A 22,859-nucleotide genomic window follows, 5' to 3' on the forward strand; every position below is an offset into this window, starting at 1 on the left:
AGCCCCCTGCAGAAGGGCGGTAGACGCGGTACGTCCCCGCAAATGGCCCTTCGATCCTCTGGTGATCGGGGAGTTAGTAACCGCAAGACACGGCCCTACGGCCTTTAGTTCGGAGAACCTGTTGCATACGCCGCAGGCTCCCCGACCATAGGTCGAAGAGTGGTGCCAATTCAGTGGCACGCAGTCCTAGTCTTGAGGGGTTACTACGCCCCGGAGCCGCACGTACGGCTCCAGCCTCTGTTTCTCGCGTTCGTATGCACCTGTCAAGTTTCCTCGGCAGGCCACCCGTAATCAAGCTTCTGCAAGGCGTCGTCCAACTGCTGGAGTGTGTAACCCTGCTTGAAATACTGCTTCTGGGTCATGCCTTCCTGCTCGTGACCAAGGATGGCTTTCACCATGGGGTCCTGCACTCCAACTTGCAGCAGGCGAGTATTGATCGTGTGTCTCAGGCTGTGAAAAACACGGGTCTTCGACTTGATGCCGAGTTTCACGAGCAAGGTATTATTGAACCATCGGCCTTGCTGGCGACCCCATCCATTTTTCGGGTCATAGGTAAAGCTCGGGAATAGTTTTACCGCTCGCTTGTCCCGCATTTGCTGCACGTACCCCAACAGGCCGAAGTGCATCAACTGGCTGTGGATTGGCACCAAACGGCGCGCAGCAGATGTTTTCAGACTTTTGCGGTCGCCTTCGTCATTCATGTCGAAACACCAGATGCCATCCTGCTGGCGAATATCCTTTAAGTGCAATTGTGAGATTTCGCCAAGTCTTGCACCCGTATAAATGCCGATGAGGGAAGCCCACTTCTGGTAATCTTTGGTCACCAATCCCGTTTCGTTGTGTAGAACGGTCCGTAAGATCAATCTGATTTGGTCATCTGAATAAGGGTCACGTTCGTTATCTTTGTCCTTCTTTCCCTGACGGACTGTCAGACCAGAAAACAGGTTCGCATCCATGTGATTGTTCTGTTTTGCCCACCCGAACAAATCGCTGTATGTCTGAAGGTACTTATTGATGGTCGGAACCTGTATCCTCTCAACGTTCGGGACGCCCAGTACCGTAGCAAGTGGCTTGCCTCGGGTGAGCGGGTTCTTGGCCCGATTGCGTGGATAAGTAAGCAATGTGTCCTTAACCTGCTTTGCTTCTGTCGCCGTAAGCCTCCGAACGTCGGTGTCGCTTCCAAGTATTTCTTCCAAGAGCCTAATATGGTCAGCCTTTTCAATGGTGGTCTTTGCCGCCCAAGCTTTCCCGACTTGCCTTTCCTTTGTGTAGGCAGCGGCGACTTCGGCAATCGACATTCCCGCTAGCTTCGCAACCTTGGCAGGCTCACCCATAAGAGGTGTCGCTTTATCTTCGAAGTCGTAGCTCTGTAGTGACTTGTCATACGCCAGAACCGCCTTCAGATAGTCATGGTAGGAATGTTTTAACTCCCGGTCCAACCAGCCGTATTCGAGGCTGCCCTCCTCGATCTTAAGAGCGTACTTGTCGATAAAGCGGGCTAGCAAGTCGTCGTCTGATTTCACGAAGGACAGCGGCGTATCTGTTTTCCTCGCCTGTTTGGCAATCCGTTTGCTTGCCTGGTGAACCTGTCGTTCAAATTCACTCAGTGGGCCCGTAGCGTCCATCTCGGTTTTAGCTTGGTCTAGAAACTCTCGAAAATGGTTTGTAAGCAACGCCCGTAGTTCGTCGTACCGCATTCTGTATTCAATTCCGTGTTCATTCAACCTTGCGCCTATCTGGCTCAACGAACGGGACAAGCGCAATGCTTTTCGTGGATCGCGGGTCTGTAGAGAAAGTTTGAGTGTCGAAGCTTTTTTCTGCGGATGTAGCTGCTTCGGTATCGGCCAACGCAAATAAAAGATACCGTGTAGTGACTTCACGAGATAGGCCGGATTGAACAAGCGATGTCTCCCTTGGATGTCTCACCAAGAAATTCCGCTTCCTAAGCCTTTGATTTTAAAAAGAATGGTGGGCCCGGAGGGACTCGAACCCCCAACCAAGCGGTTATGAGCCGCCGGCTCTAACCAATTGAGCTACAGGCCCCACCTGAAAGCGGCAAACCCTATGGCTGCCGCCCGTCTTCCCCGCGATCAATAGCGGGAAAAATCACGAATGCAATGCCCGATTTGATCTCATCGCCCGATAGGGCAATTTCGGGCTGAAAATCCACAACTCCTGTGGATTTTCATGCGCTTGCGCGGGCACATCGGCACGGCGCGGACGGGTCAGCGCTGTTCCTGCCCGGCCAGCACCAGCAGCTGGCGCGCGCTTTCCTCGTCGGTGATGAAAACCGTCGGGCGGATCAGTTTCATCGCGCCAAGCAGGGCGTTGATCTTTTCCTTGCCGCCGGATGTCAAAACGCGCACCGGAACCTTCTGCAGGGTCTCGATGCCCACCGACATGACGAGATCATGAATCGGGTGATCGACGAGGCGCCCCTGCTGGTCGTAGAAGTGGAACAGGATATCGCCGACCGCGCCGCGTTCGGCCAGGGATGACTGGTGTTCCTCATTGAGGAAGCCGATGCGGTAAGGCGTGCTGGATGCCGTTTCGATGGCGCCGACGCTGAGCAGCACGAGGTCGAGATCCTCGGCCATCTCGAACACGCTCTTCAGGCCGCAGCGCTCGATCAGCGCCGTTCGGGTCTCGACGCTGTCCACCAGCGCCGGGGCCGGAATGAGATAGCCGTTGCCCTGAAACAGCTGGGCGAACTGCCAGGCGAATTCCGCCGGGTTGAAGCGGCGCGGCTGGCTGATGCCGCCAAGCAGCGAAATCACGGTAAAATCGTCAAGCGCGCGCGCTTCCAGATAGGACAGCGTGCTGAGCAGGGTACGCCCCCAGCCGACGCCGATGCGCATGCCGTTGGCCACCACGCCCGAGAGATAATCGCCGGTGGCGGCACTGATGGCCGGTATCGGATCGTTGTCGGCCTGCGACAACGGGGCGATGATCACCTTCTCCAGCCCGAACCGCTGTTCGACCTGCCGTTCCAGCGCAATCAGGTCCGACAGATAGCCCTGGATGCCGATCTTGACCTCGTTGCGGGCGCGCGCCTCGGCCAGCATGCGCACGATGGTCACGCGGCCGACGCCGAGCACTTCGGCAATCTCGTTCTGGGTCATCTGCTCGATGTAATACATCCAGGCGGCGCGCATGCGCATGCGGCTGATTTTCGTATCGGGCTGCCCGATATCCAGGGGTGCCTTTTTCGGAGTGTTCGGCGCGCTAGTCGCCCGCTTGCGTCGATCGGTCACTTTACACCCCCTATTGCTCGTATCCGTTTCCTGCCGGTGCCAGATTTGTGTGCTGACAAAACAACGCCGTGCACAGTACACTCCGGCAGAATATTGTTTAGCAAGTCACCAAAAGCAGATACAAAGCATTATCCACTTTGCAAGTCGAGGTCTGCCACATGATCAGGGATATTTCAAACGAGATCGTCGTCGGCCTCAAGGACCGGTTGCGCGATGTCCGGCACATGATCCGGGCCAGCCGCAGCGACAAGATCAGGACGGCCGCCCCTGAAGGTCCGGAAGCTTTGCTGGGTCATGCCGCCCGCGTCGTCGACAAGGCGCTGACCGTGGCCGAAAAAATCTCGATTTCGCTGGTGTCGCAGGACCCGAAGGCCCATTCGGCCACCATCGAGGCGCGCAGCCTGCATGCCTATTTTCCCGCCGACAGCGCCAAGGGCGAAGCCTTGTTCCGCCGCGATGTCTATTATCTGGCGAAACGTATCTTTACCGTTCTCGGCAGTGAAAACCCGGTGGTTCACGAGGCGACCTTTGCCTCCGTCCATGCGATCATGATTCGCCGGCATGCCGACCGCATCAAGGCGGCAACCCGCACGAACGGCTTGACCGAGATATCGGACGCCTGCGCGGTCCTGACCTTTGAACTGCAGTCCAGCCACCAGGCCCAGCCGCTGCCGCCGCATATGCCTGGTGACAACGGCCCGGACATGGCGACCCGGTTCCTGTGCTTCTCCGCCATTGCGCTTGCCATCGGCCTTGCCAGCTACAGCGACAATGAAGAGCCGGGCGACGAAAAACTGGTGGAAAGTGCGCTGCTGGCACTGAAAGCCCGCCACACAAGCCTCATCGAGGCCACGCAGGGCAAAACCCGGACGGATGAGCTGTCCGGTCTTTTCGCTTTCCTGATTCCGGTCCTACCTTAAGCGTTTTTAGAGCCGTCCAGAACGCACTTCTTGGCGCGCTGGATCGATGACGGGCTCATGCTCAGCTCGGTCAGCCCCATGGCGATGAAAGCCGGGATCAGGTCCGGGCGTCCGGCGGCTTCACCGCACATCCCGACCATGATGCCCGCATCGACCCCGGCCTTTGCCGTCAGTTCAATGGCGGCCATGACGGCGGGATGAGTTACGTCATTGAGCTTGGCCACCGTCGGGTTGAGCCGGTCGGCGGCCATGATGTACTGCGTCAGGTCGTTGGTGCCGATGGAAAAGAACGCGACTTCCCTGGCCAGTGCCGGGGCAATCAGCACGGCGGCCGGTGTCTCGATCATCACACCGAGATCGAAATGCGCAAATGGCATGCCAGCGGCCGCCAGTTCCCCGGCGCACTCCTCGATCAGCGCCTTCGTTGCCTGCACCTCGCCGACACCCGAGATCATCGGCAGCATCACCTTGATGTTGCCGTGGACGGCGGCGCGCAGCAGCGCCCGCAATTGCGGCTTGAAGATATCCGGCCGGTCCAGGCACATGCGGATGCCGCGCCAGCCGAGGAACGGGTTTTCCTCATCTGGAAAGTCAACCCCGGCGATCGGCTTGTCGCCGCCGATGTCGAGCGTCCGCACGATCACCGTGTGCGGCGCAAAGGCCTTGGCGAGGCTGGAATAGGTTTCCGCCTGCAGATCTTCCGACGGCAGGTGGATATGCCGCATGAACAGGAGTTCGGTGCGGAACAGGCCGACGCCCATGGCGCCCGCTTCCTTCGCCGCATCGATTTCCTCGAGCGAACCGATATTGGCGGCAATGTCGATGACCGTGCCGTCGGCGCGCCGGGGCGTAACGTCCTTATAGGCGGTCAGCGCGCGCTTTTCCGCTTCCGCCTTGGCAATGGCCGCCTGAAAACGATCGGCAACGGCCGTATCCGGATCGGCGAAAACCGCGCCGCTGTCGCCGTCGAGCGCAACGGTCCTGGCATCCTTCAAATCGAGCACGGCGCGGCCAAGGCCAAGCACGGCGGGAATGCCATGGGCACGGGCGATGATGGCGACATGCGAGGTGGCACCGCCATGGCCGCAGATCACCCCGGCGATGCGCTTCAACGGCGCGCGGGCAAGATCCCAGGCGCCGATATCCTCGGCAACCAGGATTGAACCCTCGGCGATGGTATCAAGGTTAACGTCTTCCTGCCCCAAAAGGGCCAGGCATATCTGCCGCCCGACCGCATTCACATCGTCGGCGCGGGCGTTGAGATAGGGATCGTCCATGGTGGCGAAATCGGAGGCAATCTTCGATGTCGCGCCGATCACCGCCGAAACCGCGTCAATACCGCCTTCGACAATGGCAATCGCCCCGCCGGTCAGTTCGTCGTCATTGGCGATATCCTTCAGCGCCGCGACAATACCGCGGTCACTGTCCGCCAATCCGGCTTCCGAGAGCGAGGCGTCCATGCGCTTCTGCACGGTGGCAATGGCCTGCTTCAGCCGCAAAACCTCGTCGGCGATGGCGTTGGCTGCCAGCGGGCGGTTCTCATGCTTGATCTCTGCGGGAAAAAACCCGTAGACGGGGCCGACGGCCACGCCTTCGCTTGCAGCGACACCGCGCAGGGCACCATCGGCGGCAGGACCATGCGCAGGCCTGTTCGCGGCGGGCTTCCCGGCATCCGGCTTCGGCGGCTGGACCGCGCCGTCATCTTCGATCCCCGCATGCGGGTTTTCCAGGTAGCCGATCAGCGCCTCGATGGCTTCGATGGCATCGGCACCGGTTGCGCGGACGGTGATTTCCTCGTTTTCCTTGACGCCAAGCAGCATGAGTTTGACTGAACTCTTGGCGCTGACCGACCTGTCATCCTTGACCAGCTCGATATCCGATTCGAAACTCTTGGCGAGTTTGACAAACCGGGTGGCTGGCCGCGCATGCAATCCGTCATGCACCCGCACAATCGTCGAGCGTTCCATGCTTTACTCTCTTTGGTATTTCGTTCTGTTTCGGCCTGTCAGTCCTGAACCCTATCCGATGGTGATGGTCGCACCCACCTTGAGGGTTGAAACCAGTTCGCCGGTATCCACTTCCGATGCACAGATTTCACCGGGACGGTCAACATGATCGGACCCGTTGAATGTGATGACAACATGGCCGATGTCCCGGACTTTCTGCCAGGCATAGTCGCCGATGCCGGTTATCTTGGCGGAGAGATCGCCGATGCGGATCACCGAACCGACCGGCGGCGTTGCTTCCGACGGCGTGCCGTCGACCAGATGCAGGATCGAAACCTCGGCAAGTTCCGGCGGCGCGCCATCGGCAAACAGGATGACAACGCCTCCCTCTGCGAGGTCCGCCACCTCGGGACCCACGGCTGTTACCCGTGTTTTCAAAAGAACTGACATGATGGCGAACCTCTTCTTGTTAATCGGGTTTAGAATACGATCAGGCTGACAACCCAGGCGATCAGCACCGAGACGGGACCCATGATCTGGCGGCTGATCAGAACCGCCGGGACACCGATCTCGATCGTCTTGGGCTTGGCTTCACCCAGCGCCAGTCCGACCGGCACGAAATCACAACCAACCTGCGTGTTGTAGGCAAACAGCGCAGGCAGGGCCATTGCCGGCGAAATCGTGCCATTGGCGATCTGCGGACCGATGATGGCCACGCCGATGACCTGGGCAATCACCGCGCCCGGTCCCAGGATGGGGGACAGGAACGGCAGGCCGCAAATGGCCGAGATGATCAGAAGGCCGACGATGTTGTTGGCAAGCGGACCCATCGGCTGGGCCAGCACATCGCCGATCCCCGTATAGAGGATGAAGCCGATGAGCATGGTCACGAAGGCCATGAACGGCAGGACGTTGCGGATGACCTGATCGATCGTGCGGCGGCCGGCATTGAAGAAAATGCCGACGACGCGGCCCATGACCCGGCCAACCGAACTGATCAGCCCAATCAGGCCGCCTTCGCCGTTGTCCGATGCCGTATCCGTGCGGCTGGACATGGCAGCGGCCATTTCGGCCGGTGTCGGCGTGGCAGCGGCCCCCGCCACCGTGGCTTCCTGCGATCCGTCGGCAAGCTCGATATTGGCTTCCTTGACGCCCGAGACATAGATGTCCTCGGTGATGAACTGGGCCAGCGGGCCGGACTGGCCGACAGGCGTCAGATTGACGGTTGGAATGCGCTTGCGCGGATAGACGCCGCAGCGTGCGGTACCGCCGCAATCGACGACGACAACGCCCATTTCGCCTTCGACCGGCGGCGACTTGAAGCCATCGACGGCTTCACCGCCGGTGAGTTCGGCGATCCGGCGCGCCACGGGATGAATCCCGCCGCCCGTGACGGACACAACCTTGTTGCGCTGCGGTGTCAGCTGGATGGTCAGCGGGCCGCCCCAACCGTTGGAGCCCTTGGATATTTTGACTGGTTTATAGGTCTTCGACATTGTTTTTCTCCCCACCCCTGACTTAAAGCTCGATGCCCTGGCGCCGCGCCATGATGGCGGTGATGCGCTCGGTCAGCATGCCTTTGAGGAGGATGACCACGAGACCGACAATGGCGTACCAGATCGCCACCCGGATGTGATAACCGGCGGGAACAAGACCCTTCTTTTCCAGTTCGAGCAGGGCCACCAGAATGCCGCCCCAGACGAAATACTCGCCGGGATTGATATGCGGGAACAGGCCGAGCGGCGGATGCACATAGGACACGGCAGCGTCATAAAACGCCGGCTTGTGCTTTTCCTCGAGGAACGAGCCGAACGTATAGGCCATCGGATTGGTCAGGAAGAACACGGAGAGCAATGGCAGCACCGTGTAACGGGTCAGGGCAATACGGCCCGCGCCGCGCGCGATGCCATGGACACGCTCTTCGCCGACCAGTTCGGTCAGCGCGTAGAAGGCGGTCATCAGCACGACGAGCGTCGGGATGATACCGGTGACGAAACCGGCAAAGACTTCGCCGCCCTTCTGGAAAATACCGATAAAATATTTACCGGCGCTGGTGAGCCAGCCGAGCTGCTCTTCCTTCTGCACGTTCTGCAGCTTGTTCTTGAATTCCTCGACGGAAATATCGCCGCTGGATTGCGCCAGAACCACGAGGTCATTGCCCGCGTGGTGGATAGCCTGTTTGCCGTGCAGCGCAGCATCCGAGACCATCGACCCTGCCACCGACAGATGGTGCATGGTGACGTCGGCGTGCTGTGCCAACATTGTTAGAATTGACATGTTCCCTCCTCCTTATCGGCCATTTGCTTGGGTACGGCCACCCCCGGGCTTGCCCCTATGCGTTGACTGTCTTGATTCCTGCCAGGCCCGGCCGCTTCGGCTCGGCACGCGCACGATCGATCTGCTCGATGGCGCGCTCCGCCGCCTTGGCCAGGGCCGGGTCTTCCACGCCGGATAGGAGCGGATCGGCGCGCAGGGCGTTCAGCGTGATTCCCTCGAATTCGGTCCGCCGCGCAAACTTCGCGAAAACCGAACGTCCGCGCATCACCAGGAAGCGCTGCACCACGAGATCCGGCGTCACCACCACGAGAGCGATGACGCCTTTGCCGAAACGTCCGCGCACATTGCCTGCACCGACATATCCGTCGTTGTATTTCGACGTAATACCCTTCATCACATCGCCATAATGGCGCATCTGGTACCAGACGCCCAGCGACTGCAAAGCCCAGAGAACTCCAAGGGCAAGCAATCCCCATTGCCACATCGCCATGTCTTCAACCTCCCATTGTCCAGTCATAAACATATGCTATGCCGGAACGGAAAAATATAGAACATTTGTTTTTTGCAATGTCAATATGTATGATTTCCTGTATCATTGAAAACTTGGCTTCCTCTGCATTGAAGCGTAAGACATTGATGGAACTGATCAGAGAGATACGGCATGGATTTTCTGTTTCGCGATGAGCTGGTGAATACGCCCGACCTGCGCCACCGCCTGCGGCGGCTGCGCTGGTTCCGCATGGCCTTTCGCAAGAATGTCGCGCTGATTGCCGAGCATTATGGCTATCGCTTTGTCATTGACGAAACGAAGCTGACCGCCGCTTTCCTCAACTGGATCGAAACCGTCGAGCAGCAGAAATCCTTCGCCCGCATCGACCGCAAGGACTTCATCATCTTCGCCGCCGGTCTGGTGCTGAAGGAACTCATCACCGAGGCGCCCGCCAAGGTCCAGGGGCATACGCCGCAGACCAATGCCGACGCGACCGAAATGGCCGATATCATCGCCTTCTGGCCGGAAGGGTTTCTCTACACCAACTTCTGCGTCGGCACGATTGCCGCCATCTACGAACAGGAATTCGGCACGGCGCCGCAAATCGCCAGCTGCGCCAACGACCTGCGGACCTGGTGGTCCTACAAGGAAAATGTCACGGAAATGCCGGGCTACGCCGTGGCCTTTCTCGACAAGTTCCTCGGTGCGGAGCCAAACTGGGTCATGCCCAACCTGGCATCCGCCCGCAGCGCCATCCAGCGCGCCCTCGTCGCGTCGAAGGGCGGCAGCCGCCTGACCGCGACTACCCCGCCGACCGGCTGATTTCCCGCAGGATCCGCACGACCTTTTCCCGTTGCTCCAGCTGCGGCATGTGCCCCGTCCCGGCAAAGACATGGACGGCGATCTCGCCGGGCAGGCCTGCGGCATGGGTTGCCGGAATTATCCGGTCTGCCGCGCCGACAATCACCCGGACCGGCATGGCCAACCCGGCAAGGTTTCTGCGGATATCGAAGACCTGCGTGCCATCGGCAAAGAAGCGGTCGGCCACCAGCGTTTGCGCCGCGCGCAACCCTTCGTCCTGCGACTGGGCAAGCGTTGCCTTGACGAAGGATTTGGTGAGGAGGCTCTCGTCCTGCACCAGCAGTTTCATCCAGGCGACGAGACTGGCTTCCGCCCTTGCGCGGACGAAGCCCTGCAGGAACGCCCCGTTGATCTCAGGACCGAGCCCGGCTGGCGCGATCAGCGTCAGGGCGCGGATATCGAGGTTGCCGCGCGCTGCGACCTTGGCCGCTATCGCCGCGCCGAAGGAATGCGCCGCCACCACGACCGGCCCCGCATGATGGGCGGCAATCGTCCGCTCCACCAGCGCGGCAATGGAATCAATGTCAGCCGGAATGTCGCGCGGTGATTCGCCATGCCCCGGCAGATCAATGGCCAGGATCGGGCTATCCAGTGTTGTGCCGGCCAGCATCGGCCGCCAGCTGTTGAGATCGGAACCGAAGCCGTGGATCAGCACCAGCGGCGCGAGCGCCGCATCATTGCCCTGCCGCAGCCAGACCGCATGCAGCGGCGCGTCACCGGTCCTGGCCTGCACGGGAACAGCAACAGCCGGTTGAGCCGCCGCCGGCCGCGCCTGCGGAACATTGGCTTCGACGTCCCTGCGCTGAATCCGGCCCTTGGGACCGGAGCCCGCAACGGACGTGAGGTCGATCCCGCTTTCCCTTGCGATCCGCCGCGCCAATGGCGTCGCGCGGACACCATCCGCTACGGCAGCCGCTGCAACGGGCGGGGTTTCCGCAACCGCGGCAACCGGCGAGGCAATGGCAGCATCCAGCGGCGCGCTGGGGATGGCGGTCTCCACGACATCCGGCTGGCTTGCCGGCGCGGCATAGGTTTCGCCTTCCGCATAAATCCACGCGACGCACTGGCCAACGGGCACGACGGCGCCTTCCGCGGCCTTGACGTCACGCAGGATGCCGGAGGCCGGTGCATCCACTTCCATGGCGGCCTTGTCGGTCTCGATTTCGAACAGCAGCTGGCCCCTGGAAACGCTGTCGCCTTCCTTGGCGTACCAGCGCGAGATCTGGCCGGTCTCCATATCCATGTCGACCTTGGGCAGGATGACTTCGGTAGGCATGAGCTATCGCACCCCTTTCACGAGATCGCGGGCGCTGGCGAGAATGCCCGGCACCTGCGGCACGGTGGCCTTTTCCAGCTCCGGATTATAGGGGATCGGTGTTTCCGCCCCGCCCAGCCGCACAATCGGCGCGTCGAGATAATCGAAGGCCTCGCTTTCGGCGATCATGGCGCTGACTTCCGCGCCGACACCGAGGGTTTTCACACCCTCATAGACGCACATCAGCTTCGACGTCTTCTTGACGCTGGCAATGATCGTGTCCTTGTCCATCGGCCGGACGGTTCTCAGGTCGACGACTTCGACGTTGATCCCTTCCTTTTCCAGCTCCCTGGCCGCTTCCAGCGCCTTGTGCACCATGATGGCCGAAGCAACGATGGTCAGGTCCGTGCCCTCGCGCACGACAGCCGCCTTGCCGATCGGCACGGTGTAATAGCCTTCGGGCACCGGCCCCTTCATCTTGTAGAGCAGCTTGTGCTCGAAGATCATCACCGGGTCCGGATCTTCGATGGCCGCCAGCAGCATACCCTTGGCATCGTAGGGCGTGGACGGCTGGATGACCTTCAGGCCGGGAACGTGGCCGAGCCACGCTTCGAGGCTCTGGCTGTGCTGTGCCGCCGCGCCCGTGCCGGAACCGGCGGGAAAACGCATGACCAGCGGCACCGAAACGGCACCGCCCAGCATGTAGCGGATTTTGGCCGCCTGGTTGACGATCTGCTCCATGGCCAGCGCCGCAAAGTCGGAGAACTGGAACTCGAAGATCGGCCGCATGCCGGTCAGCGCCGCGCCGACGGCAACGCCCGCACCGCCAAGCTCGGAAATCGGCGTGTCCATCACCCGGTCCTCGCCGAAGCGGTGCACGAGATCGCCCGTGACCTGGAAGGCGCCGCCATAGACGCCGATATCCTCGCCCATCAGGAACACCCGGTCATCGGCCTCCATGGCAAGCGCCATGGCTTCCTGGATAGCCTGCGAATAGCTCAGCTCGCGGATTGTCTCATTCATCTGGAAAGTCTTTCAGTCCGTATACACGTCGCGCGTGAGATTGTTCAGATCGGGAGATGGGCTGTTCCTGGCAAATTCGATCGCCTCGGCGATCTCCTTCTCCACATCCGCGCGGATGGCTTCGATATCCCCATCGGTGACGAAGCCGAATTCCTTCAGCTGGGTCTCGAACAGGTCGATGGGATCGCGGTTGGCAATCCAGTCCTCGATCTCTTCCTTGGTGCGGTAGCGGTTGCGGTCGCTCTTGGAATGGCCGCGATGGCGATAGGTCTTGCACTCGATCAGCGTCGGGCCCTCGCCGCGCCGCGCCCGCTCGACAGCCTCGTTGGAAGCCTCGGCGACATCCGACAGGTTGTTGCCGTCGACGATCACGCCCGGCATGTTGTAGCCGGCGGCGCGATCCGCCACGTTCGGCACCGCCGTCGACCGCTTGGTCGAGGTGGACATGCCGTAGCCATTGTTCTCGCAGACGAAAACCACCGGCAGTTTCCAGATCGCGGCAATATTCAGCGCCTCGTGAAAGGCGCCTTCATTGTTGGCGCCGTCACCGAAATAGGAAATGACGACCTTGCCGTTCTTCTGCTTCTTGGCGGAAAGCGCGGCGCCCACGGCAATCGGAATGCCGCCGCCGACAATGCCGTTCGCACCGAGATTGCCCTTGGACACATCGGCGATGTGCATGGAGCCGCCGCGGCCCTTGCAATAGCCGGTTTCCTTGCCGAAGAACTCGGCAAACATTTTTGACACTTCCGCGCCCTTGGCGATGCAATGGCCGTGACCGCGATGAGTCGAGGTGATCATGTCATTGTCGTGCAGCGGCATGGATATGCCAACGGCGCTGGCTTCCTGCCCGATGGACAGGTGCATCGTGCCGTGGATGAGCCCGCGCGTGTAGGATTCTTCCGCGCCCTCTTCGAAGCGGCGGATGAGATACATCTTGCGCAGGGCTTCCTTCAGCTGCTCCGGAGAATAGTGCCGGAACGCGAAAGGAAGATTGCTGCCATCGTCCTTGAATTTGGCGTTTGTGGCGGGAGCCATGCTTGGCACTCCTTAGCTGTTTGCCCTGAATTCTGGTTGCCGGACGTCACGCGCCATAGACGAGCTTGTCCTGCCGCTGTCTGAGCTCGACGATCTTCGAGCCGGGGATGGGGGCGGCATTGGCGCTGGTGATGAGTGCACCCTTGGCGATGGGCGCCGTCACCGTGCCGCCCTGCAACAGGCCGCAGGGAATGGCTCCGGCGGCGCGTGCCTCCGGCGCCGTCATGATCCAGGCGCGGTAGCAGTATTCGCCGATCGCATCGAGCGTGTCGCCGACCTTCAGGTCCTTCTTCGCCACCGCGCAGACTTCCGCCACCGGCTTGGCCAAAGGCACCATGTCCGCCTTGCCGTAGAGCACGACGCGCGCGCAGGTCAGCGGCACTTCCAGCGAGGTCAGGTGATAGGGCCGGTGGAAGGTGAAATACGGGCCCTTGCCCATCTTCAGATCCTCCATCCGCTCCGAAATGCGCGGATGCGACATGTCGGCGACCACGAACACGCCCGGCGCCACGCCCTTGCCGATGGAATAGTCGACCACACCGACGCGCGACAACAGCCCGCCATCCCTTTGCGGGATCAGCGTCTTGTTGAGCTGGTCCAGCGTGGCGGCGGGGCCGTGCATGCCCGCCTTGTCGGGCACCAGCCCCGTCGCATTGGCGATCGCCGCCATTTCCACCATGGTCTTCGAGCCGTCGACGAATTCCACCAGCATGCGCACATTCATGTGGCGCCGTGCCGCCTCTTCCGCGTAATCGTCGGGAATGGCGTCGATGTTGAGCGGATTGTTCTTGCCCTTGCCGGCGGCCACGATCGGATGGCCCATGGCCGAGACGAACTCGATCAGTTCCATGCAGGAGGACGGCTCGTCGCCCGCCCCCAGCGAATAGGTGACGCCGAGGCGGTCCGCCTCGCTTTTCAGATACGCCCCGATGGTCACATCCGCCTCGACATTCATCATGACGAGGTGCTTGCCGTGCTCCATGGCTCTGAGGCCGATCTCGGCCCCGACCGCCGGAACGCCCGTCGCATCGATCACCACGTCGATCAGGTCATTTTCGAGGATGAGGTCGGCATTGTCGGTGACGGCGATCCGGCCGCCCTCCATCGCCGCGGTCAGGGCCGAGGCGGTGGTCACTTCCTGCGCATGGCCCGGCTCCTGATAGGCGATATCGACGGCTTTCAGTGCATTGGGCAGGTTCAGTTCGGAAATCGCGCCGATCTCGACGCCGGGCATATGCGCCACCCGCGTGACGATGTCCGTGCCCATCTCGCCCGAGCCGATCAGCCCGATGCGGATCGGACGGCCCGCATCCGCCCGCGCCTGCATGTCCCGCGCCAATCCCGTCAATGCCACATTGCTCGCCATACCAAAACGCTCCTCAAAAGACTTCCGATGCGATGCCGGAAACCGTTCTCATCCTGCCAATCGAATATTGAACATTTGTATTTTAGTCAAGACCTATGTGCATTATAAGGATGATAACGATGATCCCGTAACTACTGCGTCGACCCATGGAACGCAGGCTTTGAAGAGAGATGGAAATGCCGCAAAACAGGTTCGGTCTGATAGTTTTTGATTGCGATGGCGTGCTCGTGGACAGCGAGCCGCTGGCGGAACTGGCCTATCACAACGTCTATGCCAGCTATGGAATGGATCTGCCAGCAGGCACCATTGCCCAGTGCGTCGGCATGAAGCAGGCCGATATCATCCGGCGAATCGGCGAGCTGACCGGCTTTCACCTGTCCGACGCGGGCGAAGCCGGGCTGTGGCCCGAGACAAAACAGGTCTTCAGCCAGTTTCTGCAGCCGACCGCCGGCATTGCCGCCCTGCTCGCGGACTTGGAAACGCCCCGCTGCGTTGCCTCGTCATCGTCGCTGGAGCGCATTCACTTCAGCCTGAAAACCACAGACCTTGCCGGATATTTCGGCGAAGCGATCTACAGCTCGTCCATGGTCAAGCGCGGCAAGCCCGCCCCGGACCTGTTCCTGCATGCAGCCAAGGAGATGGGCCACGAACCGGCGGCCTGCGTTGTCATCGAGGATTCGCCCTATGGTGTCGAAGGCGCCGTGGCGGCAGGCATGACGGCCATCGGCTATACCGGCGGCGGCCACACCTACACGGCCCACGCCCAGACCCTGCTCGACAAGGGCGCCAGCGCCGTCTTCGCCGAGTGGAAGGATATTTCCTACTGGATGCGCGCCGCCAACGACTGATCAGCAGCGTGCGCGCACAAACAAAAAAGGGTGCCTTGCGGCACCCTTTTCGCTTGGTCTTAGACCAATTCTAGTTCTTCAGCTCGAACGTCACATTGACCGTGACATTGTAGCTGTTCTCGCCGGCAGCCACCGGGACCGAATCAGATGCTTCGGCCGCCATCATCTTGGCGCGCGGTGCGCCGCCATAGGGGCGCGGCTGGAACGTCTGTTCGCTGATCTCGATAACCTTGCCGACTTCAACGCCGGCCGCCGCCGTCAGGGTTTTCGCCTTGGCAATGGCATTGGCCACGGCCTTCTTGCGCGCTTCCTCGACGATTGCCTCCGGCTTGTCATTGGTGAATGTCAGGTTGCCGCCCTGGTTGACGCCCAATGTGACGGACTGATCGAGAATCTCGCCGACCTTCTTCAGGTCACGCACCCGCACGGACAGCGAATTGGAGACGGCATAGCCGACAATCTTCGGTGCCTGCGGCGGCTGGCCCTGCTTGTTATCCGGATAGACATAGCGCGGATCGATATTGAAACCCGACGTCTGCAGGTCGCGCTCGGCGATTCCGGCCTTCTTCATCGCGTCGAGAACCTTGGCCATGGTCTCGTTGTTGGCGGTCAAAGCTTCCCGTGCGGTCGGCTTTTCCTGCAGCACGACGAGTGAAACGATAGCCATGTCAGGCGCGGCAGTGGCTTCGCCTTCCCCGGTCACCGTAATGCGCGGGCGCGGAGCTTCCTCTGCCATGGCAGCGAACGGAACGGCCATCATTGCGGTTGCGGCAAAAGCCACGGCTAGAAATTTTGGTGTCATGGATGATCTCCCCAAGATGAAGTGACACAGCTGCGTCGCAGCCGATTATGGGCGCAATAGGGCGAAAGATACAACTTTCGCCCTAAGCGTGCATTACGTGTACGGATGAAATCAGCGGATGATCGGGCAGCCCGGTGCGCGGGCAAAGACAACCGCCGAGCGATGGCCATAGCGCCAGCCGGTGACGCGGACCGCATTGCGGTTCACAACCGCGCGCGGGTTGCGGATACCCATGCGGCTTGCCTTGTTCAGGGCCTGGTTGACGCTGCAGGCGCGGACGGGACGATAGCCGCCATGATAGCGGTGACCGTAGCGATGATCGACCTTGACGACATTGGACACCGGACCGGCGGCATCAGCCATGGACGATGCCACCGGCGCTGCCGAGGCGGCACTCACGCCGAGCACCGAACCGAGCCCGAGAGCGGCGGTCACAGCGAGCATCTTGATGGACATGCGGGACATGGGCGTTTCTCCTTTGTTGGTTGTTGCTCCGGACGGGAAAGTCCGGAAGGTGATCGTTTGTTCCACTATTCACCTGAACAAAGCTTCAACGCGCCGTTCATCTCCCGTTCAGTAGGATTAATTTTCCGAAGAAGACGATGGCGCCATCATCATATGGTCGAAATAATCTTCGTCCGTTTTCAGGTCATGATCATAGGCGGTGATCTTGCCGCGCACCGAAATGCCCGCCTCGTGCACGGTGTCCGCGCTGCCCGAAACCAGCGGATGCCACCAGTACAGGTCTTTTCCCTCGTCGATCAGACGATAGCCGCAGGTATCGGGCAGCCAATCCACCTCGCGCACGATCTCCGGGGTCAGGAAGACGCAATCGGGAACTTTCTTCTTGCGGTGCACATAGTCCGAGCACTGGCAGGTCCCCGCATCGAGCAGGGTGCAGGCCACCGTGGTGAAATAGATTTCTTCCGTGTCTTCGTCTTCGAGCTTGTGCAGGCAGCAGCGGCCGCAGCCGTCACACAGGCTCTCCCACTCCGAGCGGTTCAGCTCGTCGAGCGTCTTGGTTTTCCAGAATGGTTCTTTGGGCATGCGTTGCAATACATCGGCCGCACCGCCGCGTCCAGAGTTTTGCATGAACGCAAGATGAACGGCGCCTTCACATCGGATACAGGCGCGCCCGTGCAATCTTGCTGTAATCGGATTCAGGCAGGATCACACATGTACCGGTGTGAGGCTCAAGGAATCTGGTGAGAAGACCGCGATGGACAATCGGCTGCCACAAAGCTGGCACAACCTCCGGTCACAAACATTTGACGTGTTTCCAAGGAAGGAAACGCAAGACAGGGATGACAATGAAACGTACAGCGCTCTTTTTTGCTTCGACAGCAATCCTGTTCTCCTCGCCCTCGGCGATGGCGGAACAGTCGCCTCTCCCTCGCCCCTACATCTCCTCCAACACCAATGAAGCACCGCTGCTGATGGCCCAGGCCGCAGCCGATCCGGCTGCAGAGCTGGCGAAGAAGCAGCAGGAAGAAGCGCAAAAGGCAGCGGAGCACGAAGCCGCCGCCCGCGCCGAAGAGGCAAAGCAACGCGCTGAAAAGGAGGCTGCCGCCGCCGCCCACGCCCAGCAGCAGGCGGAAGAACAGGCCAAGAAGCGCGCCGACGAGGCAGCGCACGCCGCCGAAGCGCAGGCAGCCGAACGCGCCCAGGAGGCCAAGCGTGCCGCCCAGGAAGAAGCGCAAAAGGCGGCCGAGCAGCAGAAGGCCGTAGAAGCCCAGGCCAAGCAGAAAGCGGCTGAGGAGGCACAGGCTGCCAAGGCCGCCGAAAAGGCCGCCGCCCAGGAAGCCGAACAGGCCAAGCGCGCCACCCAGGCCGAGGCACAGAAAGCCGCCGAACAGCAGAAAGCCGTGGAAGCGGAGGCCAAGCAAAAGGCCGCTGCGGACGCGCAGGCTGCCAAGGCGGCTGCTGCGCAAGAAACTGAACAGGCCAAGAAGGCTGCAGAAGACGAGACGCGCAAGAAGGCCGACGCCGCCCAGAAGGCAGCCGACAAGGCCGCCAAGGAAGCCCCGGCCGCCGAACAGCCTGCCGAAAAACCGGCACAGCCCAAGCCGCAGAAGCCTGCACCCGAACAACCCGCCGTTGAAAAGCCGGCGCCGGTCACTGAACCGGCAGCGGCCGAAAAGCCAGCCAAACCCGTCGAAGCCCAGAAGCCGGCTGCCGAACAGCCTGCCGCGGCAAAGCCCGCCGCTGAAAAACCCGCGCCGGTCACCGAACCCGCAGCGGGCGAAAAACCGGCCAAACCCGTCGAAGCCCAGAAGCCAGCTGCCGAACAGCCTGCCACGGCAAAACCTGCCGTTGAAAAACCCGCGCCGGTCACCGAACCCGCAGCGGGCGAAAAGCCGGCCAAACCTGTCGAAGCCCAGAAGCCGGCTGCCGAACAGCCTGCCACGGCAAAACCCGCTGCAGAAAAACCCGCGCCGGTCACCGAACCCGCAGCAGGCGAAAAGCCCGCAACCCCTGTCGAGGCTGGAAAACCTGCACCGAAGGAACCATCGCCGCTGCCGGAAAATGCCGCGCCGGTGCTTGACAGCCAGAAACCCGCGCCGCCGGCCAAGGGCACGGGCGGCCAGGCCGCCGGCAAGCCGGCCGCTGCAACGCCGGTTGTCCAGCAGCCCGCCGTTCAGGCCCCAGCCACGCCGCCCGCACCGCCGCCGAAGAATGATGCGGACGTGCAGAAGGCACTTGTCCCGGTCAGGATCGAGCCCATCCGCACTGAGGAAGGCACTCGCATCAAGCAGGCGCCGCGCGAGGAACGTCCGGCCGACGTGCAGGTGATCAAGCAGATCGACAACCGCACGATCGTCGAAGTCAACAACAACATCTTCGTGGAAAGCTCCGACCGTCCGCGCATGTCGCGCGATGCGCAGGATGTCTATTACGAGAACCTGCCGCGCAACCGCACCCGTGAAACCATCGTGCGTGACAATGGCGTCCAGGTCGTCACGATCCGCAACCGCTATGGCGATGTGATCCAGCGGTCGCGCGTCATGCCCGACGGGCGTGAGGTTCTGCTGAGCTACACGCCGGATTACGACCGCGAGGAACGCTATCAGTGGCGCGATCCCGGCCTTGACCTGCCGCCGCTGGTGCTTGATATCCCGATTGCCGACTACATCCTCGATGCCGATCAGGTGCCGGAAGCCGACGTCTATGACTTCTTCTCCCGCCCGCCGGTGGAACGCGTCGAACGCATCTACTCGGTCGACGAGGTCAAGCGCTCGGCCCGTATCCGCGACAAGGTCCGCCGCATCGATCTGGACACCATCACCTTCAAGTTCGGTTCGGCCGATATCACCGAGGACCAGATCCCGCGTCTCGACAGCGTTGCCAAGGCGATGGCCGAGATCCTGAAGAAGAACCCGGCGGAAACCTTCCTCATCGAAGGCCATACGGACGCCGTCGGTTCCGATCAGGCCAACCTCGTGCTGTCGGACAAGCGGGCGGAATCGGTTGCCCAGGCGCTGACCAATGTCTTCGGCATCCCGCCGGAAAACATGGCGACGCAGGGCTACGGCGAACGCTACCTGAAGATCAAGACCGACGGTCCCGAACAGCAGAACCGCCGCGTCGCCATCCGCCGCATCACCCCGCTGGTGCAGCCGCTGGCCAGCAAATAGCCTGATCCGCAGGCCGTCATGCGAAAACCCGGACTTCGGTCCGGGTTTTTTGTGACGGCCGGTGGTTTTGGCTTGAGTTCGCCGTCCGCATCGCTATCTGATGCATGAGATCAATCGGACCCTGCTGTTTATGAAACGTATCGAAATATTCATCGAAAACATCATCCTGGCGTCGCGCTGGCTGCTTGTTGTTTTCTACCTTGGGCTTGCCGTTGCGCTTGCCATCTATGCCTTTTCCTTTGCCGGAAAGCTGCTCGATTTCGTCATGAAGGTGACGAGCCTCGACGAAACCGAAACGATCCTGAAAATGCTGGGATTGATCGACGCGGCGCTGGTCGCCAGCCTCGTGGTGATGGTCATCATCTCCGGCTATGAAAACTTCGTCAGCCGCTTTGACCAGGCCGATGACGTGCACTGGCTCGGCACGATCGATGCCGGTTCGCTCAAGATCAAGGTGGCATCGACCATCGTCGCCATCTCGTCGATCCATCTTCTGCAGGTGTTCCTCAACCTGACGAAATACACGACGGAACAGCTGACGTGGTTCACGGTGATCCACCTCGCCTTCGTCTTCTCCGCGCTGTTCCTCGCCTATATCGACAAGATCATGGCCAAGGACAAAGGTGCGAAGAAATCGAACGAGCCGTCCATCTGAACGAATGAAACAAAGAGCCCGGATTTTCCGGGCTTTTTCTTGTCTGCCCGCATAAAATCACAGGCTCGATCATATTGAAAAGGCCACCAAGTCACGCGCGATGGACGGCGCAGCACGTGATGCGCAATGAGTGCACGCCCCCCCCCAAGAAGGAGGGTAACAGTGGTGGCTCCTGCACCGCTTTTTGCCTGAGTTTCAAATAGTTGCATCGACATAGTGCGTGGTTCGACAAGCTCACCATGAGGGAGACGGAGGATTGCAGGGAGCCGTATTCTGCGAGACTGTTCAGACTGCAATGTTTCCCTTTAGCCTTGCAGCACCACTCTCCCTCATGGTGAGCTTGTCGAACCACGCACTATGTCGATGCAACTGTTGGCTGATTGTACCACTCACCCGATCAAGCAAAACGGGATGGGTTTTCACCCATCCCGTCTGCATTTCCAACGTATTGTCTGCGGTTTAGCTGTCGAGGAAGCTGCGCAGCTTGCGCGAGCGGCTCGGATGCTTGAGCTTGCGCAGCGCCTTGGCTTCGATCTGGCGGATACGCTCGCGCGTCACCGAGAACTGCTGGCCGACTTCTTCCAGCGTGTGGTCGGTGTTCATGCCGATGCCGAAGCGCATGCGCAGCACGCGTTCCTCGCGCGGGGTCAGCGACGCGAGAACGCGGGTCGTCGTGTCGCGCAGATTGGCCTGGATGGCCGCATCGATCGGCAGGAGCGCATTCTTGTCCTCGATGAAATCGCCGAGATGTGAATCCTCTTCGTCGCCAACCGGCGTTTCCAGCGAAATCGGTTCTTTGGCGATCTTCAGCACCTTGCGCACTTTTTCCAGCGGCATGGCCAGCTTTTCCGCCAGTTCTTCCGGCGTCGGTTCACGGCCGATTTCATGCAGCATCTGGCGCGATGTCCGGACGATCTTGTTGATCGTTTCGATCATGTGCACCGGAATACGGATGGTGCGCGCCTGATCGGCGATCGAACGGGTGATCGCCTGACGGATCCACCATGTCGCGTAGGTCGAGAACTTGTAGCCGCGGCGGTACTCAAACTTGTCGACCGCCTTCATCAGGCCGATATTGCCTTCCTGAATGAGATCGAGGAACTGCAGACCGCGATTGGTGTACTTCTTGGCGATGGAAATCACGAGACGCAGGTTTGCCTCGACCATTTCCTTCTTGGCAAGAGCCGCTTCGCGCTCGCCCTTCTGCACCTGGTTGACGATGCGGCGGAATTCCGAAATCGAGATCGCAGTTTCCTGCGCCATGTTCTGGATTTCCGTGCGCAGGTTCTTGATCGTGTCTTTTTCGTTCTTGGTGAACTCTTTCCAGCCGCGCGTGGTGAGGTTGGAAACGGCCTTCAGCCAGTTCGGGTCAAGCTCGTTGCCCTGATATTCCTTGAGGAAGTCCTCGCGGCGCACGCCATAGGATTCGGCAAGACGCAGCAGACGGCCTTCGTTCTGCACCAGACGCTTGTTGATGTCGTAGAGCTGGGCAACCAGCGCTTCGATACGGTTCTGGTTCAGCGACAGCGACTTCACCGCCTTGATCAGCTGATCCTTCAGTTCCTTGTAGCGGCGTTCCTGGCTTGGCGACAGCGAACCGGAGGCAGCGAGGCGGTTTTCCACCTGCTGGTCCTGCAGCTTGCGCAGCTTCTTGTAGGTGTCGGCGATGACGTCGAGCGTTTCCATGACCTGCGGACGCAGCTCGGCTTCCATCGCGGCGAGCGACAGATTGGCTTCATCATCCTCGTCGTCATCATCTTCAACGGGCGTATCGCCGCCGACATTGGTGATGTCGTCGTCGTCGCGGCGGCTGCGCGAACGGTCATTGCCGGCGGCCGGCTTTTCTTCCTCGACGCGCTCGATCACCGGAGCCTGCTTGGCCTCGGGGCCTGCATAGGTGGTTTCAAGATCGATGATTTCGCGCAGCAGAATCTGCGAGTCGTTCAAGGCATCGCGCCAGATGATGATAGCCTGGAAGGTCAGCGGGCTTTCGCACAGCCCGGAAATCATCGTCTCGCGCCCGGCCTCGATGCGCTTGGCGATGGCAATTTCGCCTTCGCGCGACAGAAGCTCGACAGTGCCCATCTCGCGCAGATACATGCGCACGGGGTCGTCGGTGCGGTCGGTCGGCTCTTTCTTGGTCGTGGTCGGTGCAACGGCGGTGCCGGTTGCGTCGGCAAGCTCGCGGGCATCGCTCTCGTCGTCGCTGTTGTCAGCTTCTTCGGCGTCCGCATCCTGCTCGTCGTCTTCGACAACGTTGATACCCATGTCACTGAGCATGGCCATCGTGTCTTCGATCTGTTCGGAAGTGACCTCTTCGGACGGCAGAACGGCATTGAGCTCGTCCATCGTCACATAGCCGCGCTTTTTGGCGAGCTTGATCATCTTCTTGACAGCGTCATCGGAAAGGTCGAGAAGCGGTCCGTCCGGCGCGCCTTCGCGCTCGACTTCTACTTCTTCGTTTTCCTTTGCTTTCGTTGCCATATTCT

The 22,859-nt window shown here is 60.7% G+C and carries 20 protein-coding genes and 1 tRNA gene; 5 read left to right on the forward strand and 16 right to left on the reverse strand.

The window, feature by feature from the left end; all coding sequences use genetic code 11:
• Window positions 1–263: 263 nt before the first annotated feature.
• The 3 genes from ACZ5FP_RS16355 to ACZ5FP_RS16365 all read right to left on the reverse strand — a co-directional run bounded on the left by ACZ5FP_RS16355 (window position 264) and on the right by ACZ5FP_RS16365 (window position 3,254).
• Window positions 264–1,901, reverse strand: a complete 1,638-nt coding sequence (locus tag ACZ5FP_RS16355; protein WP_464661289.1) for a tyrosine-type recombinase/integrase — start codon at window positions 1,899–1,901, stop codon at window positions 264–266.
• 65 nt (window positions 1,902–1,966) lie between these two features.
• Window positions 1,967–2,043, reverse strand: a tRNA-Ile gene (locus ACZ5FP_RS16360).
• Between the two features lie 182 nt (window positions 2,044–2,225).
• On the reverse strand, window positions 2,226–3,254 hold the full coding sequence (locus ACZ5FP_RS16365; RefSeq protein ID WP_464661290.1) for a sugar-binding transcriptional regulator: 1,029 nt from the start codon (window positions 3,252–3,254) through the stop codon (window positions 2,226–2,228).
• A 158-nt stretch (window positions 3,255–3,412) separates the two neighbouring features.
• Between ACZ5FP_RS16365 and ACZ5FP_RS16370 the strand changes: the two genes are divergently transcribed.
• The gene (locus tag ACZ5FP_RS16370) at window positions 3,413–4,174 is read left to right on the forward strand and encodes a hypothetical protein (RefSeq protein WP_464661291.1); all 762 of its coding nucleotides are present in this window, start codon (window positions 3,413–3,415) and stop codon (window positions 4,172–4,174) included.
• Here ACZ5FP_RS16370 and ptsP read toward each other — a convergent pair.
• From ptsP to ACZ5FP_RS16395, 5 genes are read right to left on the reverse strand one after another with little or no spacing between them, the layout of a single operon-like run.
• The gene (gene ptsP, locus ACZ5FP_RS16375; protein ID WP_464661292.1) at window positions 4,171–6,141 is read right to left on the reverse strand and encodes a phosphoenolpyruvate--protein phosphotransferase; all 1,971 of its coding nucleotides are present in this window, start codon (window positions 6,139–6,141) and stop codon (window positions 4,171–4,173) included. The genes ACZ5FP_RS16370 and ptsP overlap by 4 nt on opposite strands.
• A gap of 51 nt (window positions 6,142–6,192) precedes the next feature.
• On the reverse strand, window positions 6,193–6,570 hold the full coding sequence (locus tag ACZ5FP_RS16380; RefSeq protein ID WP_464661293.1) for a PTS glucitol/sorbitol transporter subunit IIA: 378 nt from the start codon (window positions 6,568–6,570) through the stop codon (window positions 6,193–6,195).
• A 29-nt stretch (window positions 6,571–6,599) separates the two neighbouring features.
• Window positions 6,600–7,616: a PTS glucitol/sorbitol transporter subunit IIB gene (gene srlE / locus ACZ5FP_RS16385; protein WP_223612651.1), complete on the reverse strand. Its 1,017-nt coding sequence runs from the start codon at window positions 7,614–7,616 to the stop codon at window positions 6,600–6,602.
• A gap of 22 nt (window positions 7,617–7,638) precedes the next feature.
• Window positions 7,639–8,397 (reverse strand): PTS glucitol/sorbitol transporter subunit IIC, encoded by a 759-nt coding sequence (srlA, locus tag ACZ5FP_RS16390; RefSeq protein WP_223612650.1) that lies wholly within the window; start codon window positions 8,395–8,397, stop codon window positions 7,639–7,641.
• A gap of 55 nt (window positions 8,398–8,452) precedes the next feature.
• On the reverse strand, window positions 8,453–8,887 hold the full coding sequence (locus ACZ5FP_RS16395) for a transcriptional regulator GutM (RefSeq protein WP_223612649.1): 435 nt from the start codon (window positions 8,885–8,887) through the stop codon (window positions 8,453–8,455).
• 171 nt (window positions 8,888–9,058) lie between these two features.
• Here ACZ5FP_RS16395 and ACZ5FP_RS16400 point away from each other — a divergent pair, with 171 nt between their 5' ends.
• Complete coding sequence (locus ACZ5FP_RS16400) at window positions 9,059–9,709, forward strand: hypothetical protein (RefSeq protein WP_288194650.1); 651 nt, start codon at window positions 9,059–9,061, stop codon at window positions 9,707–9,709.
• Here the strand turns inward: ACZ5FP_RS16400 and ACZ5FP_RS16405 are convergent.
• Genes ACZ5FP_RS16405 through ACZ5FP_RS16420 form a run of 4 tightly spaced genes read right to left on the reverse strand, consistent with a single transcriptional unit; the run spans window position 9,690 to window position 14,430 of the window.
• Window positions 9,690–11,024, reverse strand: coding sequence for an acetoin dehydrogenase dihydrolipoyllysine-residue acetyltransferase subunit (locus ACZ5FP_RS16405; protein ID WP_464661294.1), 1,335 nt, complete (start codon window positions 11,022–11,024; stop codon window positions 9,690–9,692). The two genes, ACZ5FP_RS16400 and ACZ5FP_RS16405, sit on opposite strands and share 20 nt — an antisense overlap.
• 3 nt (window positions 11,025–11,027) lie before the next feature.
• Window positions 11,028–12,026, reverse strand: coding sequence for an alpha-ketoacid dehydrogenase subunit beta (locus ACZ5FP_RS16410; protein WP_463012060.1), 999 nt, complete (start codon window positions 12,024–12,026; stop codon window positions 11,028–11,030).
• Between the two features lie 12 nt (window positions 12,027–12,038).
• Window positions 12,039–13,064: a pyruvate dehydrogenase (acetyl-transferring) E1 component subunit alpha gene (gene pdhA, locus ACZ5FP_RS16415; protein ID WP_223612645.1), complete on the reverse strand. Its 1,026-nt coding sequence runs from the start codon at window positions 13,062–13,064 to the stop codon at window positions 12,039–12,041.
• Between the two features lie 46 nt (window positions 13,065–13,110).
• Window positions 13,111–14,430 (reverse strand): NAD(P)H-dependent oxidoreductase, encoded by a 1,320-nt coding sequence (locus tag ACZ5FP_RS16420; protein ID WP_464661295.1) that lies wholly within the window; start codon window positions 14,428–14,430, stop codon window positions 13,111–13,113.
• Window positions 14,431–14,606: 176 nt separating this feature from the next.
• Between ACZ5FP_RS16420 and ACZ5FP_RS16425 the strand changes: the two genes are divergently transcribed.
• Window positions 14,607–15,278 carry an HAD family hydrolase gene (locus tag ACZ5FP_RS16425; RefSeq protein ID WP_464661296.1) on the forward strand — a complete coding sequence of 224 codons (672 nt, stop codon included), beginning with the start codon at window positions 14,607–14,609 and terminating at the stop codon, window positions 15,276–15,278.
• 70 nt (window positions 15,279–15,348) lie between these two features.
• Here the strand turns inward: ACZ5FP_RS16425 and ACZ5FP_RS16430 are convergent, their stop codons facing one another.
• The 3 genes from ACZ5FP_RS16430 to ACZ5FP_RS16440 form a co-directional block, all read right to left on the reverse strand.
• Window positions 15,349–16,080: an SIMPL domain-containing protein gene (locus tag ACZ5FP_RS16430; RefSeq protein WP_404928101.1), complete on the reverse strand. Its 732-nt coding sequence runs from the start codon at window positions 16,078–16,080 to the stop codon at window positions 15,349–15,351.
• Between the two features lie 111 nt (window positions 16,081–16,191).
• Window positions 16,192–16,545, reverse strand: coding sequence for an antifreeze protein (locus tag ACZ5FP_RS16435; RefSeq protein WP_464661297.1), 354 nt, complete (start codon window positions 16,543–16,545; stop codon window positions 16,192–16,194).
• Window positions 16,546–16,662: 117 nt separating this feature from the next.
• Window positions 16,663–17,127: a YcgN family cysteine cluster protein gene (locus ACZ5FP_RS16440; RefSeq protein WP_464661298.1), complete on the reverse strand. Its 465-nt coding sequence runs from the start codon at window positions 17,125–17,127 to the stop codon at window positions 16,663–16,665.
• A gap of 263 nt (window positions 17,128–17,390) precedes the next feature.
• Here ACZ5FP_RS16440 and ACZ5FP_RS16445 point away from each other — a divergent pair, with 263 nt between their 5' ends.
• Together ACZ5FP_RS16445 and ACZ5FP_RS16450 are read left to right on the forward strand one after the other, a co-directional pair.
• Window positions 17,391–19,715 (forward strand): OmpA family protein, encoded by a 2,325-nt coding sequence (locus ACZ5FP_RS16445; protein ID WP_464661299.1) that lies wholly within the window; start codon window positions 17,391–17,393, stop codon window positions 19,713–19,715.
• A gap of 130 nt (window positions 19,716–19,845) precedes the next feature.
• Window positions 19,846–20,370: a TIGR00645 family protein gene (locus tag ACZ5FP_RS16450; RefSeq protein ID WP_403177294.1), complete on the forward strand. Its 525-nt coding sequence runs from the start codon at window positions 19,846–19,848 to the stop codon at window positions 20,368–20,370.
• Window positions 20,371–20,829: 459 nt separating this feature from the next.
• Here the strand turns inward: ACZ5FP_RS16450 and rpoD are convergent, their stop codons facing one another.
• Window positions 20,830–22,854: an RNA polymerase sigma factor RpoD gene (gene rpoD / locus ACZ5FP_RS16455; protein WP_105732097.1), complete on the reverse strand. Its 2,025-nt coding sequence runs from the start codon at window positions 22,852–22,854 to the stop codon at window positions 20,830–20,832.
• Window positions 22,855–22,859 lie beyond the last annotated feature (5 nt).

It is taken from the genome of Phyllobacterium sp. T2-21 (assembly GCF_055378485.1).